Genomic DNA, 16,025 nt, shown 5'->3' with positions numbered 1-16,025 from the left:
GCGCGAGCGCGCACGCGACCTCTCACCCTTCAGCGGAATCAGAGCGATGAGCCTTCATACGACGTTCATGGGGATCTTCGACACGGCCCGGATCTGCGTTCCGACCGTGGTGGACGCGATGATGAGGCGCGTGACGCTCGAGCGTTGCGATGAGCGGCTGGACTGGTGGGCGCGCAAGGTCCTCGAGGACGCCGACGTGGATCTCGTGGTGCGCGGGCGCGAGCATGCCGCGGGGACGCGGCCGTTCGTGGTGATGTCGAACCACCAGAGCCTCTTCGACATCCCGGTGGTGTTCCGAGCGATCCCGGGGCGGCTCCGGATGATCGCGAAGAAGGAGCTGTTCAACGTCCCCGTGTTCGGCCAGGCGATGAGGGCGGCCGGGTTCATCCGGATCAACCGGAGCGATCACGTCCAGGCGAGCGCGAGCCTGCAGGTCGGCGCCTCGATGCTCCAGGACGGCACGCGGGTCTGGATCGCCCCGGAGGGCACGCGGAGCCGGACCGGCGCGCTCCTGCCGTTCAAGAGCGGCGGGTTCCGGATGGCGATCGAGACGAACACGCCGATCCTCCCGGTCGCGATCGACGGGACGCGGCATGTGCTGAGGGCGAAGGATTTCGTGGTGCAGCAGCACCACCGGGTGGTGGTCACGATCATGCCGCCGATCGATCCGGCGCCCTACGGCGCGGGCGGGCGCAACCGGCTCATGCGGGACGTGCGCGCGGCGATCGCGGGCGCGCTCGGGCATGATCCGGGGCTGGTGCACCGCGGCGTGGGAGTGGCGACGTCGTCGCCGGCGTAGGCGGAACGCCGGGGGGCTAGACGCCCCCGGGGCTCCGCGCTCAGAGCCTCTCGACCTGCCGAGCGGCGGCCGGCTCGCTCTGCTGGAGCGCGCTCTCCGGCGGCTGCGCCCGCGATCGGTGCTCCTCCGGCGGGGACGGCCGGAGCGCCCAGGGGCTGCGCTTCGGCGCCTCGCCGCCCTCGTCCTCGCCCGGCGGCAGGTGCTCCGCCATGAGCCAGGCCCAGAAGGCGTCGGCCCAGCGCGCGCCGCCCACCTCGTTCGGGTGGATCTTGTCCTTCTTGCGCGGGAGGGGGCCGGGGACCAGCGCGTCGGAGTCGAAGAAGCGGCACGGCGCCGAGTTGGTCCGGATCACGTCGATGATCCCGGTGTCCTTCCGCCAGAGCGGAGGGGAGACCCAGACGCACGGGCGGCCGCCGATCGCCTTGACGATGCGCCGGACCGCGCCGGCGTGGGCCGGGGGATTGACGTTCTCGACCTCGTTGGCGCCGAGGCTGATGATCACGAGATCCGGCTGGTAGTTCGCGACCAGGAGCTCCATCCGGGAGGCCCAGGTCACCGTGTACGAGCTGGTCTCCGCCTTCACCGCGTAGCGGACGCGGTGCGCCTCCATCCGCGGACGGAGCGCCTGCGCGAACCCCGCGAGCGCGAACGAGTCGCCGATGTGCAGGACCGCCGTGTTGGGCGGAACCGAGAACTCCGGGGGCGCCGCGGGCGGCGGCGCGACGACGGCCGCGGGCGGCGCGGCGGCCTCCGGGGGGCGGGCCTGGGCCGGCGCGACCTCGGACGGCGGCGCGGCCGGAGGCGGCGGCGCGGGCGGCCCCGGCGGCGGCGCGGCGCCGCACGCCATGCCGGCCGCAGCCACCCCGGCGAACGCCCATTTCCTGACCCGGATCTCCCTGCCCATGCTCGCTCCAGCGCCGCGTCCAGCGCGCGGCCGGAGGCGCCGGAGGGGCACGCGGCCGCGCGAAAAGGTCGCGCGGCGCACTCTAGGGCAGGCCGCATCCGCACGGCAATCATTGAGCAGACGGCCCGCAGGCCTTATTACATGCGCATGAGCTTCCGTCTGTTTGGAGTCTCGGTCGACGTCCAGCTCGGGTTCTGGCTCTCCGCCGCGCTGCTCGGGTTCGGGATCTTGGCCAGGGAACAGTACCAGCAGTTCCTCGTGTGGGTCCTCGTGGTCTTCCTGTCGGTCCTCATGCACGAGTTCGGTCACGCGTTCGCCATCAAGCGGCACCGGATCGAGCCGGAGATCACGCTGCACTTCATGGGGGGGACGACGACATGGCGGTCGCTCCTGCCGCTCGGGCGGCTCCAGCACGTGATCATCAGCCTGGCCGGCCCCTTCGCCGGGTTCTTCGTCGCCGGCGTCCTGCACCTCCTGCTCCTCTATGTCCCGGCGCTCTACGCCCTCCCGATCTCGGTGCTGCGCGGGATGGAGATGCTCATCACGGTCAACGTGTGGTGGGGCATCCTCAACCTCATCCCCGTGCTCCCGTTCGACGGCGGCCACGTCCTCGAGCACGCGCTCGGCCCGCGGCGGGGCCGGCTGACGGCGGCGATCTCGGGCGTCTCCGCCGTCCTGCTCGCCATCTTCTTCCTCCGCGCGGGGTTCTTCTTCTTCTCGCTGATCCTCGTCATGTCCGCCTTCCAGAGCCTGCAGCGGTTCCGCAGCGAGCCGGCGGCCTCGTCGCCGACGATGAACCGCCGGCGCGCCGCGCTCCACGAGGAGCCGGTACCGCCTGAGACGGCGGTGCTGCTCCAGCGGGCGCGCCGGGCCTTGGAGGACGAGCGGACGGACGAGGCGATGGCGCTGGCGAACGAGGTGCTCGCGCAGCCCCCGGCGCCGCCGAAGCGCGCGATCCGGGAGGCGCATGAGCTCATCGGCTGGTCGCACCTGCTCCTCGGCGACACGAAGCGCGCGGGCGAGGCGCTCGCGCAGGCGCGCAAGCACGGCGAGCCGGATCCGGCGCTGGTCGGCGCGGTGCACCTCGCGCTCGGCGAGCTGAAGCAGGCGCGCAAGGCGCTGGAGGCCGCCCGCGAGGCCGGCGACGACCGGAAGGAGGTCGCTGGGCCGCTGATCCGCGTGCTCGTCGAGCAAGGCGAGGTGGCGCGGGCGGCCGCGGTCGCGCTCGACATCGTGGAGCAGCTCTCCGAGGACGACGCGCGGAAGATGGCGGAGATCGCGTTCGCGCACGGCGCGTTCGACTGGTCGGCGCGGCTCTACGAGGCGATCTTCCGCCGCGCGGGCCAGAGCGAGGACGCCTACGGCGCCGCGCGCGCGAGCGCCAAGGACGGAAATCTGGAGGGCGCGCTCGATCTGCTCCGGCGCGCGGTCGAGGCCGGCTTCTCGGATCGGGCGCGGGCGTGGTCGGACACGGCGCTCGAGGCGCTCCGCGGCTCGGGGCTGGAGGCGGTGCTGCCGCGCCCGTGATCGCGGAATCCTGACGGGATCGCCGGGGCGCTGAACTAGGCTCCGGCGCGTGCGCATCCAGGTGTCTTTCCTCCGGGTGGGATCCGTCGAGGTCCCGCCGCCCGCCTACCAGTCCGAGGGAGCCGTCGGGCTCGATCTCTGCGCCGCCGTCGACGCGCCGGTGACGCTCGCGCCCGGGGAGCGGAAGCTCCTGCCCACGGGCTACGCCGTCGCCCTCCCCGACGGCTACGAGGGGCAGGTGCGCCCGCGCTCGGGGCTCGCGCTCCACCACGGGATCACCGTGCTCAACTCCCCCGGGACGATCGACCCGGACTACCGAGGGGAGATCAAGGTCGTCCTGATCAACCTCGGCGCGGCGCCGTTCACCGTGAGCCGGGGCGATCGGATCGCGCAGCTCGTGATCTGCCCGGTCGCCCTCGCCGACGTGGTCCTGGTCTCCGCGCTCGCGCCCACGGCGCGCGGCGCGGGCGGCTACGGCTCGACGGGCGTGCGCCGCGAGCCCTAGCGCCGCGCGCCTGGGGCCCGGCTCACCGCGACCTGAGCTCCTCGACCAGGAAGCTCCACACCGCGGACACGCGGGGGACGCCGCGCAGGGCGCGGTGCCCGACGAGCCAGAGATGATCGGTCGGCCACTCGGCCGCGCTCGCCTCGAGCGCGCCCGCGAACCCGAGCGGCGTGAGCGCGTGCACGCGCAGGTAGGGCTCCGGGACCAGCACGGCGCCGAGGCCGATCTCGGCCGCGGTGATCTGCGACCGGAAGAAGCTCGTGCGCAGCGCGATCTCCGCGCCGGGGGCGTGGCGCGCGAGCCAGAGCGCCGGAGGGAAGCTGCCGAGGTCGCGATCCCAGGTGATCCACGGCAGGGCGTCCCAGGCCTCGACGCGGCCGGCGTCCCTCGCGACCTCCGCCGACGCCGCGGCGACCCAGCGCCCGGACGCGAGCCTCGTCGCGACGAGGTCCGCGCCCTCCGGCCGGACCGAGCGCAGCGCGAGATCCGCCTCGCGCCGGGTGAGATCGAGCACGCGCACGGACGCGTCGAGCTCGATCCGGATCCCGGGGTGGCGCGCGCGGAGGCGCGCCAGCGTGGGCACGACGAACGAGTCGGCGAAGCCGGGGGCGACGCTGAGGCGCACGACGCCCTCCGCGTCCGCCTCGGCGCCCGAGGCGTCGCGCGCGAGGCGCCGGTGCGCCGCCTCCATCGCCTCGGCCGCGGGCAGCACGAGCTCGGCGACGGGCGTCGGGACGAGGCCGTCGCGCGTCCGATCGAAGAGGCGCGCGCCGAGCGTCGCCTCGAGCGCCGTCAGGCGGCGGCTCACCGTCGAGGTGTCGAGGCCGAGCCGCGCGCCCGCCTGGCCCAGGCTGCCGTGGCGGTGGATGGCGAGGAAGATGCGGATGTCGTCCCACCGCGCGTCGCCGAGGTCCTGCGATCTCGCGGCCATGGAGCGCGCTAGCGATCCGACGCGAACAGCCGGAAGACCGCGATCCCGATCCCCAGGACCACGAGGCCCACCGCGACGTGGAGGAGCCGGAGCGGGCCCACGCCGATGCGCTCGCCGCCGAAGAGCAGCGACGCGGCCCCGAGATCGAGGAGCGTGATGACGACGGCCGCGCCCGCGAGCCGCACGGGCAAGGCGAACATGGCCATGAGCTCCGACGCGCTCAGGCTGGGGCGCGCGGGCGCGCGGGCCGTCATCGGGGGCGGCATCCGCGACGGCGCATACGACGGCCGCGCGAACGGCGGGGGCGCCGGGGGAGACCAGTCGAGCGCGAGCGGCACGACCGGCTCGGTGGGCAGGCTGTGCGCCGGGAGGCGGCCGCCGCGCTCCGGCAGATCGAGCTCCCGCGCCGAGTCCGCGAACGCCGCCGGCGACGTGAGGCCAGCGCCCGGGAGATCCAGCGCGCGCGTGGATCGCGGCGCCGCGGGCGCCGCCGAGGGGCGGCGGGCGCCGGGCGGCGCGGGGCCCCGGCCGGGCAGCGCGATCGGCGGCGCGCTCGGCGGCAGCCCGAGCGCCTGCTCGACCTCGTCCCAGAACGCGCCGAGGTCCCGGAAGCGATCGCGCGGGTCCACGGCCAGCGCGCGCCGGAAGGCGCCCTCGAGCGCGTCGGGCACGAGGACGCCCTCGTTCCTCGGGGTGGGGCGGCGCTTCTCGTCGAGCACCGTGCCCATCATGGCGACGTGATCGCCGGCGATGATCTCGCGGCCGGCGAGCGCCTCGACCGCGGTGACCGCGAGGCCCCAGACGTCGGTCCACGGGCCCGTCTTGCCGAAGCGCTTCGGCGCCCACTGCTCGGGCGCGCCGTACGCGGGCGTGAACGCCGTCGAGAGGCCGCCCGACGTGGTCGCGGTCTGGCCGGCCATGAGCGTCGCGGCGTCGCGGGCGCGGGCGATCCCGAAGTCGAGGATCTTCACGACCTCGGCGCCGTGGATCTGGGCGAGGAAGATGTTGGCCGGCTTGAGATCGCGGTGCACCACGCACGTGGGGCCGCTCGGCCCGGGGAAGCGGTGCGCCGCCTCGAGCGCCCGCGCCACCGGGGTGAGCAGCCGGATCGCCTCGATCGGCGAGAGCGGCGGCCGCCGCTCCGCGGCGCGGGCGGCGATGTGGCTCGCGAGCGTGCTGCCCTCGAGCCACTCCAGCGCGATGAACGGGACGAAGACGCCGCCCGCGGTCGAGATCACGTCGTGGTGCAGCGGCCGGACCACGGCGGGGATCGCGGCCGAGAGGCGGAACAGGAGCTCGGCCTCCTCGCGGAATTTGTCGAGGAACTGCGCGCGCAGCTGCTCGGGCAGCGTCCCCGGGACCTTGAGGCATTTCAGCGCGACCGGCGCGCGGAACGCCTCATGGTACGCGCGGTACACGACGCCGAACCCCCCTTCGGCGACGACCCGCTCCACCTTGAACGCCCCCTGGGTCGTGCCGACGATCCCGAAGACGTCATCGGCCATCCGCCGGAGCGTACACGAGCTCGATGCGGCCTCGAAAGGCCCGGAAGCATTGACCTCGCGGCGCCTGCCCTGCCGCGCCCTACCTGCGATGCCTACCCGCGCGCACAGGGCGCCTCGAGGGCCGGGCTCCCGCCCACCACGCTTCCGCTCCCGCCTCACCACGAGCGCCCGATCGGATCGCGCTGCCCCCGCGATGTCGGGCGCAAACGCAAGAGAAAGAGCAATCATTCTGATGGCTTCCATCTTCACGTGAAATCTTTCTTCTCAGCAAAGGCGCCCGCGAGCTCAGCCGGCGGCCCTCGCTGCCGCCCCGCGACGGCGCTCCCGCCGCGCTCCGCGGCCGTCGCGAGCGCCCTCGCTCCCCTGCCCCGGCACCCCGGCCGCGCTCCCACGTATTCTGTAAGTTACGTAACATTACCTCCGGGGGCGCCCGACAGTCCGCCCGGGCCACACTCGGTGGTCCGTTTTACGCCGCGTCGCGCTAGGCTCGCCGCATGCCGCCGCGTCGCCGCGAGGTCGATCGACCTCTTCGTAAAGAAGTTCGCCTGCTTGGCCGCCTGCTCGGTGAAGTGCTGATCGAACAGGAGGGGGAAGAGCTCTTCGCGCTCGAGGAGCGCATCCGCACGCTCGCCATCCGGAGGCGTCGCGGCCCGAGCGACGGGCGCGCGCACGCCGCGGCGGAGCTGAGCAAGCTGCTCGCGAGCCTGCCGCACGATCGCATCGAGCCCGTCATCCGCGCGTTCACCGTCTACTTCCGCCTCGTCAACCTCGCGGAGCAGCACCACCGCATCCGCCGCGCGCGCGCGTACGCGACCGACCCCGACGCGCGCCCGCAGCGCGGCTCGCTCGAGGCCGCGATGCGCGCGCTCAAGGACGCGGGCGTGCCCGCGGAGCGCGTGCGCGCCGCGCTCCGCTCGCTCGACGTCACGCTCACGCTCACCGCGCACCCGACCGAGGCCGCGCGGCGCACCGTCCTCGAGAAGCTCTACCGCATCGCGCGCAACCTCGAGGAGCGCGACCGCTGCAAGCTCACGCCGGACGAGTCGGCGAAGAAGCTCGCCGAGATCCGCGAGGAGATCACCGCGCTCTGGCAGACCGACGAGGTGCGCCGCGATCGGCCCACCGTCGGCGACGAGGTGAAGAACGTCGCCTGGTACATCGAGGAGATCCTCTGGGACTTGCTCCCCGAGCTCCCCGCCGCGCTCGAGCGCGCGTTCGAGGCCGCCTACGGCGAGCCGCTCGACGCGGAGTTCGTGCCGCTCCGCATCCACTCGTGGGTCGGCGCCGACATGGACGGCAACCCGCTCGTCGTGCCCGCCGTGCTCGAGGACGCGCTGTTCGCCTACCGCATCCGCGGCTTGCGCCGGCTCATCCGGGCGGCGCGCGAGCTCGGCGGCGCGCTGTCGCAGTCGCTCCGGCACGTCACGCCGCCGCCGTGGCTGCTCGCCTCGATCGAGGAGGACGCCGCCGCGATGCCCGAGGTGGCCGCGCACTTCGGGCCGCGCACCGAGGGCGAGCCGTGGCGCCGCAAGCTGCGCTTCATCGAGGCGCGCCTCACCGCGACGCTCGAGCACGCCGAGCACGGCCGCGCCGAGGCCCGCGCGCGCTACGGCCAGGGCCCCGCGCTCGAGGGGCGCGCGTTCGTGCGCCCGGAGGAGCCGACGCTCGCCGCCCCGTACCGCGAGCCCGCGGAGCTCGAGCGCGACCTCGCGCTCGTCGCCGACAGCCTCCGCGCCGCGCGCTCCGGGCACTCCGGCGAGCGGCGCGCCCGCGCGCTCCTGTCGCAGGTGCGCGCGCTCGGGTTCGCGCTCGCCGAGCTCGAGATGCGCGCCCCCGCCGAGGACGCCCGCGCCGCGGCGGCCGAGGTCGCACAGGGCCGGATCGAGCCGGCGCAGATGGGCCCGGAGGCGCGCCGCGTCTTCGAGGCGCTCCAGCGGATCGCCGCCGCCCAGCGCGACAGCGGCGAGTCGGCGTGCCGCACGCTCATCCTGTCGATGACCCATAGCGAGAACGACGTCCTCGCCGCGCTCGCGTGCGCGAAGGCCGCCGGGCTGTGGGACGAGGCCCGCTCGTGCGCGCGCATCGACGTGGTCCCGCTGTTCGAGTCGCTCGGCGCGCTGAACGACAGCGCGCGGATCCTGCGCGCGCTGCTCGCCCACCCGGAGTACCGCCCGCACGTCCTCGCCCGCGGCGTGCAGGAGGTGATGATCGGCTACAGCGACTCCGGCAAGGAGGTCGGCCTGCTCGCGGCGAGCGCGGCGCTCCGGCGCGTGCAGGAGACGCTGCCGAAGATCGCCGCCGAGGCCGAGCTGCCGCTCCGCGTCTTCCACGGCCGCGGCGAGTCGGTGGCGCGCGGCGGCGGCCCGGCGCACCAGGCGCTGCTCGCCCTGCCGGCCGGCAGCGTGGGCGGCCGCTACAAGGCGACGGAGCAGGGCGAGGCGCTCGACCACAAGTACGCCCGGCCCGAGCTCGCGATGCGCACGCTGGAGCTCATGCTCAGCGGCGTCATCCTGCACACGCTGGGCGCGCAGCCGCGGCCGCCCACCGCGTCCGAGCTGCGCTACGCCGCCGCGTTCGACGAGCTCGCCGAGACGGGGCGGCGCGTCTACCGCGGGCTCGTCTGGGAGGAGCCCAAGTTCGTGGAGTTCTTCACGGCGGTGACCCCGATCGACGAGATCGCGCGCCTGCCGCTCGGCTCGCGCCCGAGCAAGCGGCGCGCGGGCGGCCTCGAGTCGCTGCGCGCGATCCCGTGGGTCTTCGCGTGGACGCAGAACCGGGCGATCCTGCCGGGCTGGTACGGCGTCGGCAGCGGCCTGGAGGCGATGGGCCAGCGGCCCGAGGGCGCGGAGCTGCTGAAGGAGATGATGGCGTCGTGGCCGTTCTTCCGGGCGGTGATCGACAACGTTGAGATGGTGCTCGCGAAGGCCGACATGAACATCTTCGCGGGCTACGCCGAGCTCGCGCCGGCCGCGGCGCGGAAGGCGGTCGCGCCGAGGATCATCGCCGAGTACCGGCTGACGCGGTCGTGGCTCAGGCGGCTCACGGGCAACCGGCGGCTGCTCGACAGCAACCCGACGCTCCAGCGGTCCATCTCGCTGCGCAATCCTTACGTCGACCCCCTTTCATTCCTGCAAGTCGAGCTCCTGCGGGCGAGCCGCGGCGGGGACTCCGATCGGGATCGCTCGCTCCTGCTCACGCTGAACGGCATCGCCGCCGGCATGCGAAACACGGGGTGAGCGGCGCGCGCCGCGTCGCTCGTCGACGCGGCGCGCTCGCCCGACGACGCGCGACGCGGCGTGCTCGCCCGACACCACGCGGCGCGGCACGATCGACGCCCAGCGTCGCCGGGCGACGCTTCGAACGCGTGACAATCGCTCGGCCAACGCGGGCGTCGCGTGGTAGAAGGCCGGCGCCATGACCAGCATCGTCGAGTTCGGACGTCCCGACACCCTTCCGGCATCGGACAAGCGCCTGCTGCTCGTCTTCGACGGCGGCAATGCCCCCGGCTACTCCTCGGTCGCTGTCGCGCTGACCGAGGAGGCGGCGCGACGAGGCTTCGAGGTGTGGGCCGCGACCGAGGGCTTCCGCTCACTGACCGCGGACGCGCGCGCCCAGCCCCACTTCGAGCGCCTCATCATGAGCCGCCGCCAGCGCTACTCCCTGCTCGCGCAGGGCATCCCGGCGCGCTCGATGGGGCGGCGCGTGCTCGACGCCGGCAGCGACTTCCGGAGCGAGCGCTACACCGGCTTCCTCGATCGCGAGAAGCGCAAGCAGGCCGCCGTGACGTTCAAGGAGCAGGGGTTCACCCACCTCATCTGCGTCGGCGGCAACGGCACGTTCGAGGGCATCAAGGCGTGGCTCGACGAGTTCGAGGTTCGCCCGCAGTCCGGCTTCGTCAACGTCTCCATCGACAACGACCTGGAGGGCGATCGCGCGATCGGCTTCCTGTCGGGCGTGGAGACGGGCGCCAACATCGCGCGCGGGCTCTACGAGGACGCGTACACGCACAAGCGCATCTACATCCTCGAGATGATGGGCAACCGCAGCGGGCGGCACGCGCTCCACTGCGCGGTGGCGGCGCGCGCGCACCTCATCGTGCTCCCCTTCTTCCGCTTCCCCCAGGACGTGCTGAGCGAGCTCGCCGACGGCCTCGGGCGCGCCGACTACGCGCTCGTGATCGTCGCGGAGGGCTACGAGGCCGAGCGCCGCCGCAAGGAGCACCCCGGCGTGTCGGCGAGCGTGTTCCTGAAGCAGCAGCTCGAGGGCGCGGGGCTCCGCGACACGCCGGACAAGCGCGTCATCGCGGAGCCGTTCAGCCGGTACATCCGCGGCATCCGCCCCGCCTTCCTCGACGTGTCGGCCGCGTTCCTCAAGGCGTCGCTGCTCCTCTCGGCCTTCGACGAGGGGCGCACCGAGGTGATGCCGTACGTGCTCGCCGCGAACGACGTCGGCGTGCTGGATTTCGCCTCCATCCGCCGCGAGGACGGGGTCGAGCGCGCGTTCCTGCCGCTGCTCGACCGGCTCGACCTGCAGCGCTTCAAGACCTGGATCCTCGACCACTTCATCAGCCTCGGGGGCGGCGGCCGGACGAGCCGCGCGCCCGGGCCGCAAGGCTGAGGGCGGCGCCGGCTCAGGCGACCGCGCGGGTGAGCGCGCCCGCGAGGTGCTCGCGCGCCCAGTCCTCGAAGCGCCGCCACCCGACCTCCGGGGCCAGGGCGTGGAGGGCCGCGACGTCGACGCCGGGGCCTCCGCGAGCGAGCCAGCGGAACATCGCGGCCAGGTCCTCGCTGCGCGCGCGCACCTCGGCGAGCGGCACCTCGGCGTAGCGGATCTCGCGGCCGGCCACGCGGGACAGCGCCGCGCCGGCCTCGGCGCCGGTGAGCTCGTCGGACGCGAGCTCGATGCGGCGGCCGAGGAAGTCGCGCCGGCGCTCGAGCACGAGCGCCGCGAACCGCCCCATGTCGTCGGCGGCGAGCTGCTGGAGCCGGCAGCCCGCCGGGAGCGGGACGGCGTAGACGCCGCGCTGGAGGCCGAGGAGCGCCGCGGGCGAGAGCAGGTCTTCCATGAGGTGGACGGGCGCGAGGATCGTGCAGGGCACGCCGAGCGCGGCGATGCGCCGCTCGGCGGCGGCCTTGCTCTCCAGGCTGGGGATCCCCGTGCTCCGGTCGGCGCCGGCGGCCGAGGCGTAGACGAGGTGCGCGCCGCCGGCGGCCCTGGCCGCCTCGGCGGCGGCGATGCCGCGCCGCACCTCGGCGTCCCGGGCGCCGGGGCCGCCGTCGAGCGGCGCGCCCGCGGCGAAGACCGCATCGACGCCGGCCGCCGCGCGCGCGGCCGCGCGCGGCTCGTCGAGGCTCCCCTGGACGACCTCGGCGCCGAGCTCGATGAGCCGCGCCGCGGCCGGGTCGCCGGGCCCGCGGGAGAAGGCGCGCACGCGGTGCCCTCGGGCGAGCAGCGCCCGCGCGACCGCCCCGCCCTGCGCCCCCGTCGCCCCCGTCACCAGCGCCCGCATGGCCGCGCTATGGGGATGCGGGGCGGGCTCCGTAAGCCCTCGCCGCGCGGAGGCGCCGGGAGCGCCGGCGCGGCGAGCCGCCGCGCCCGGCCGGGCGATCAGGGCACGCCGCTGATGAGGCGCGCGACGGTGTAGACGGTGGCGGCGAGGATGGCCGAGGCGGGGATCGTGAAGATCCAGGCCCAGACGATGCGGCCGGCGACGCCCCAGCGGACGGTGGAGAGGCGCCCGCTGGTGGCGCCGACGCCGACGATCGCGCCCGTGATCGTGTGGGTCGTGCTCACGGGGATGCCGAGCGCCGTGGCGCTGAAGAGCGTCGCCGCGCCGGCCGTCTCGGCGGCGAAGCCGCCCACCGGCTTCAGCTTCGTGATCTTCATGCCCATCGTCTTCACGATGCGCCAGCCGCCGGAGAGCGTGCCGAGGCCCATCGCGGCGTGGCAGACGAGCACGACCCAGAGCATCGGCTTCGGTTCGTGGCCGCCGTCCTGGAGGCCGGCGGAGATGAGGAGCGCCGTGATGATGCCCATCGTCTTCTGCGCGTCGTTGCCGCCGTGCCCGAGCGAGTAGGCGGCGGCGGAGAGCAGCTGCAGCCGGCGGAAGCGGGAGCTCACCTTGCCGGGCGTCCAGCCCTTGGCGAGCAGCCGGATGCCGTGCATGAGCGAGAACCCGATGATCGCGCCGAGCAGGGGCGACACCAGGATGAACGCCGCCGTCTTGCCGAAGACCGTCGCGTCGAGCACCGACAGCCGCCCCGCGCTCTTCACCGCCGCCCCCGCGAACGCGCCCATGAGCGCGTGAGACGACGACGACGGCAGCCCCCACCACCAGGTGAGCAGGTTCCAGATGATCGCGCCGAGCAGGCCGCCCAGGATGACGTTCGGGGTGATGAACGCCGGCTCGACCCCCTTGGCGATGTTGCGCGCCACCGTGGGCTCGAAGAGGGCGAACGCGATGAAGTTGAAGGCGGCGGCCCAGATCACCGCGGTGCGGGGCGACAAGACGCGCGTCGAGACGACGGTCGCGATCGAGTTCGCGGCGTCGTGAAAGCCGTTGATGTAGTCAAACACCAGCGCGATCACGAGGATGGCGAGGATGTAGGTTGTCATGCGTGCTCGAGCACGATGCCCTCGATGATGTTCGCGACGTCCTCACAGCGGTCCGTCGCGTTCTCCAGGAGGTCGTAGATGTCTCGCCACTTCATCACGAGCAGCGGGTCGTTCCCCTTCTTGAAGAGCGCCGCCAGCGCCGTGCGATAGTGACCGTCGGCCGCGTTCTCGAGCTTGTTGATCTCGACGCAGAGCTCGAGGAGGTTCGGCTGCCGCTTCAGGTCCCTGAGCGACTGGACGGCCGAGCTCATGGCGGTGCACGAGTCGACCACCGCCTGCGCGAGCTGCCGCGCCTCCGGGAGGGCGCTGCCGACCTCGAAGAGCACGATCCGCACGCTCGCCGCCTCGATGCAGTCGAGGACGTCGTCGAGCCGGGTGATGAGGGCGTGGATCTCCTCGCGGTCCAGCGGGGTGATCCAGGTCTGGTGGAGGGCGGCCAGACATCCGTGGGTAATTTTGTCGCCTTCGTCCTCGAGGTCGGAGATCCGCCTCGCCAGCGCCGGCGCTTCGTCGAGCTGGTCGAGCATCTCCAGGAGGAGCTCGCTCGCCGCGACGCTCCGCTGCGCGTGGTTGGCCAGCGCGTCGAAGAAGACGGCATCACGGGTCAGTCCCATGGAGCGGGCCGTTTACCCGTCTCCACGCATCACGTCAACGAGTCGTCACGGACCGGACAAAACTAGGTAACATCATCCACTTCGCCCCGTCGCGCACGTGGCGCGCGCCGGGCGCTCGGCACGCGGGTGACATGGGTATTCGGAGCAAGCTCATCGCGTTCGCCGTGGGGATCGCGGTCCTCGCGGCGGTGGTGTTCGACGGCTACGTCGTGAAGACGCTCGGCGCGGAGCTCGGGGAGCACACGGCGGCCGATCTGGCCGCGCGGACGGCGCTCGTCACCGAGGCCGCCGCGAGGGCGGGCGACCTCGCGGCCGAGGCCCCCGCGCTCGCGTCGGCGCTGTCGGCGCGCGCGGGGGCGCGCGTCACGCTCATCGATCCGAGCGGCGCGGTGCGGGGCGACTCGTCGGTCGCGCCGGAGCGGCTCGGCGACCTCGAGGCCCACGCGACGCGCGACGAGGTCGCCGACGCGCGGCACCACGGCGTGGGGCACAGCGAGCGCGTGAGCAAGACGACGCGTATGAGGATGCTGTACGCGGCGCAGCGGCTCGACCGGCCGGACGGGCCCTGGGTCGTGCGGCTCGCGTTCGAGCCGGTCGCGATCGATCGCACCCTGTCCGCCGCCCACACGCGCGTCGTGGAGGGGACGCTCCTGGCGCTCGCGCTCGCCGTGGGCGCGGCGCTCGCCGGGGCGAGCGCGCTCTCCGGGCGGCTCGTCTACCTGACCGGCGTCGCGCGGGAGATGCGCGTGGATCTGAGCCGGCGCGCGCGCGTGCAGGGGCGCGACGAGATCGCCGCGCTCGGCGGCGCGCTCGACGAGCTCGCCGAGAGCCTGGAGCGCTCGCGGCGCGAGCTCGGGGGCGAGGGCGAGCGATTCGGCGCGGTGCTCGAGTCGATGCGCGAGGGCGTGCTCGTCACGGACGAGCGGGGCGACATCACGCTGGTCAACCCGACGCTGTCACAGCTGCTCGGCATCCGCGGGGACCCGGTCGGTCGCCCGCCGCTCGAGGTGCTCCGCTCCGCGAGCCTGCACGAGCTCATCGAGGAGGTCGCGCTCGCGCGCGCGGCGGCGACGCGCGAGATCCAGATCGCGCCGGCGTCGCCGGGCGCGGCGGGGCCGCCGGGCCGCCGGATCCTCGTCGTGAACGCGGCGCCGCTCGCGCTGCCGGCGCCGGGCCGCGGCGCGGCGGGGGTCGTCGCCGTCTTCTTCGACGTGACGGAGCTGCGGCGCATCGAGGGGCTGCAGCGCAACTTCATCGCCAACGCGTCGCACGAGCTGCGCACGCCGGTCGCGTCGATCCGCGCGAGCAGCGAGACGCTGCTCGGCGGCGCGCTGGACGACCCGGCGGCCGCGCGGGATTTCGTCGAGGTGATCGAGCGGAACGCGGCCCGGCTGCACCGGCTCGTGAACGACCTGCTCGACCTGTCGCGCATCGAGGGCCGCGAGCGGTCGCTGTCGCCGGGCACGCTCGACCTCGCGGCGCAGGCCGAGGCCGCGGTGGCGCTCCTGCGCGGGCGCGCCCGGGAGAAGCGGACCGAGGTGACCGTCGACGTCGCGCCGGGCACGCTCGTCGAGGCGGATCCGCGCGCGCTCGATCAGGTCCTGACCAACCTCGTCGACAACGCGATCCACCACACGCCGGAGGGCTCGCGCGTGGACGTGCGCGCGAGGGCCGCGAACGGGCGCGTGATCCTGGAGGTCGAGGACGACGGCCCCGGCATCCCGGCGGCGCACCAGGCGCGCGTCTTCGAGCGGTTCTACCGCGTGGATCCGGGGCGCTCCCGCGCCTCGGGCGGCACCGGGCTCGGCCTGTCGATCGCGAAGCACCTCGTGGAGGCGATGAGCGGCGACATCACGGTGTCGACCGGCGAGGCCGGCGGCGCGCTCTTCCGCGTGACGCTGCCGGGTGGGGCGGCCGCGGCCCCGAGGTAGCCCGGGCTGCGCCCGCTGGCCGCGCGCGGCGGGCGCTACGGCGCGCAGGCGTCGCGGCAGTCGTCGAACGACTTCTGGCACGCCGCCGGATTCTCGATCTGCGGCAGGCCGCCGTCCGCGGGGAACTTCGGCGTGAGGCAGGTCTGGAGGATCGACTGGCACTTGGCGGCGCACGCCGCGAGCTTGCCCGAGAGCGCCCCCGCGTCGGGCGTTCCGGTCGCGCCCCCGTCCTTCGGCGCGCCGCCGTCGCCGCCGTCGGGCGCGGCGCCTGCGTCCGCCTTGGTGCCCGCCGCAGGCTGCGCCGGGGAGGCCTTCGCGGGCGCCGCGGGCGCGGCCGGCGTCGGCGTCGCGGCGGGCACGGTCCCGGTCGCCGCCGGCAGCGGCGCCGTCGCGGTCGGCGCGGCGATGTCGGCCGGCGTGGGGCCCGCGTCCTCGGGATCGTCGCTCGACTTGCACGCCGCGATCAGCAGCGCTGGGGAGGCGATCATCACGGCGAGGGCGGCGAAGAGCTGGTGGGCGCGCATGGGTGCTTCATGCTGCGCCTCCGCCGCGAACGCAACCCTCGGGCGAGGCACGCGGCGCTGGGCGGCACGCGTGGCGCGCGTGGCGCGCGTGGCGCGCGTGGCGCGCGTGGCGCGCGTGACGCGGGGGGCGCGGGGGGCGCGGGGGGCGCGAGTAGAGCGGTCTCGAACAG

General features: G+C 74.4%; 13 protein-coding genes. 6 read left to right on the top strand and 7 right to left on the bottom strand.

Features of this window, described 5'->3' with window-relative positions:
* The first annotated feature begins 46 nt into the window (after positions 1–46).
* Entirely contained in the window at positions 47–799 is a 753-nt protein-coding gene (locus WMF20_RS19895) for a lysophospholipid acyltransferase family protein (RefSeq protein ID WP_129575880.1), read from the top strand.
* 40 nt (positions 800–839) lie between these two features.
* On the opposite strand, the gene WMF20_RS19890 is transcribed toward WMF20_RS19895, so the two are convergent.
* Entirely contained in the window at positions 840–1,703 is an 864-nt protein-coding gene (locus WMF20_RS19890) for an SGNH/GDSL hydrolase family protein (RefSeq protein ID WP_437615866.1), read from the bottom strand.
* A 147-nt stretch (positions 1,704–1,850) separates the two neighbouring features.
* Between WMF20_RS19890 and WMF20_RS19885 the strand changes: the two genes are divergently transcribed.
* Positions 1,851–3,230, top strand: coding sequence for a site-2 protease family protein (locus WMF20_RS19885; protein ID WP_437615864.1), 1,380 nt, complete (start codon positions 1,851–1,853; stop codon positions 3,228–3,230).
* A 49-nt stretch (positions 3,231–3,279) separates the two neighbouring features.
* Positions 3,280–3,735: a dUTP diphosphatase gene (gene dut, locus WMF20_RS19880; RefSeq protein WP_129575878.1), complete on the top strand. Its 456-nt coding sequence runs from the start codon at positions 3,280–3,282 to the stop codon at positions 3,733–3,735.
* A gap of 22 nt (positions 3,736–3,757) precedes the next feature.
* On the opposite strand, the gene WMF20_RS19875 is transcribed toward dut, so the two are convergent.
* Together WMF20_RS19875 and WMF20_RS19870 are read right to left on the bottom strand one after the other, a co-directional pair.
* The gene (locus WMF20_RS19875; RefSeq protein ID WP_437615862.1) at positions 3,758–4,666 is read right to left on the bottom strand and encodes a LysR family transcriptional regulator; all 909 of its coding nucleotides are present in this window, start codon (positions 4,664–4,666) and stop codon (positions 3,758–3,760) included.
* An 8-nt stretch (positions 4,667–4,674) separates the two neighbouring features.
* Entirely contained in the window at positions 4,675–6,171 is a 1,497-nt protein-coding gene (locus WMF20_RS19870) for a serine/threonine-protein kinase (protein ID WP_437615860.1), read from the bottom strand.
* A 494-nt stretch (positions 6,172–6,665) separates the two neighbouring features.
* Here WMF20_RS19870 and WMF20_RS19865 point away from each other — a divergent pair, with 494 nt between their 5' ends.
* On the top strand, positions 6,666–9,407 hold the full coding sequence (locus WMF20_RS19865; protein ID WP_129575876.1) for a phosphoenolpyruvate carboxylase: 2,742 nt from the start codon (positions 6,666–6,668) through the stop codon (positions 9,405–9,407).
* A 178-nt stretch (positions 9,408–9,585) separates the two neighbouring features.
* A complete protein-coding gene (locus tag WMF20_RS19860; protein ID WP_437615858.1) occupies positions 9,586–10,788 on the top strand; it encodes a 6-phosphofructokinase in 1,203 nt (400 codons plus the stop codon).
* A gap of 13 nt (positions 10,789–10,801) precedes the next feature.
* On the opposite strand, the gene WMF20_RS19855 is transcribed toward WMF20_RS19860, so the two are convergent.
* The 3 genes from WMF20_RS19855 to WMF20_RS19845 form a co-directional block, all read right to left on the bottom strand.
* Positions 10,802–11,680, bottom strand: coding sequence for an NmrA family NAD(P)-binding protein (locus WMF20_RS19855; RefSeq protein WP_437615856.1), 879 nt, complete (start codon positions 11,678–11,680; stop codon positions 10,802–10,804).
* Positions 11,681–11,778: 98 nt separating this feature from the next.
* The gene (locus tag WMF20_RS19850) at positions 11,779–12,786 is read right to left on the bottom strand and encodes an anion permease (protein WP_437615854.1); all 1,008 of its coding nucleotides are present in this window, start codon (positions 12,784–12,786) and stop codon (positions 11,779–11,781) included.
* On the bottom strand, positions 12,783–13,400 hold the full coding sequence (locus tag WMF20_RS19845) for a DUF47 domain-containing protein (protein ID WP_061621730.1): 618 nt from the start codon (positions 13,398–13,400) through the stop codon (positions 12,783–12,785). Before WMF20_RS19845 ends, WMF20_RS19850 begins: the two co-directional genes overlap by 4 nt.
* 131 nt (positions 13,401–13,531) lie before the next feature.
* On the opposite strand from WMF20_RS19845, the gene WMF20_RS19840 reads away from it, so the two are divergent.
* Positions 13,532–15,331, top strand: coding sequence for a HAMP domain-containing sensor histidine kinase (locus WMF20_RS19840; protein ID WP_437615852.1), 1,800 nt, complete (start codon positions 13,532–13,534; stop codon positions 15,329–15,331).
* Between the two features lie 35 nt (positions 15,332–15,366).
* Here the strand turns inward: WMF20_RS19840 and WMF20_RS19835 are convergent, their stop codons facing one another.
* The gene (locus WMF20_RS19835) at positions 15,367–15,855 is read right to left on the bottom strand and encodes a hypothetical protein (protein ID WP_437615850.1); all 489 of its coding nucleotides are present in this window, start codon (positions 15,853–15,855) and stop codon (positions 15,367–15,369) included.
* Positions 15,856–16,025: the final 170 nt, after the last annotated feature.

It is taken from the genome of Sorangium sp. So ce834 (assembly GCF_051521425.1).
In the GTDB taxonomy this organism is placed as follows: Bacteria; Myxococcota_A; Polyangia; order Polyangiales; family Polyangiaceae; genus Sorangium; species Sorangium cellulosum_D.
Note: the sequence above shows the minus strand (reverse complement) of the source record. Positions and strands in the feature narration are given on the sequence as shown.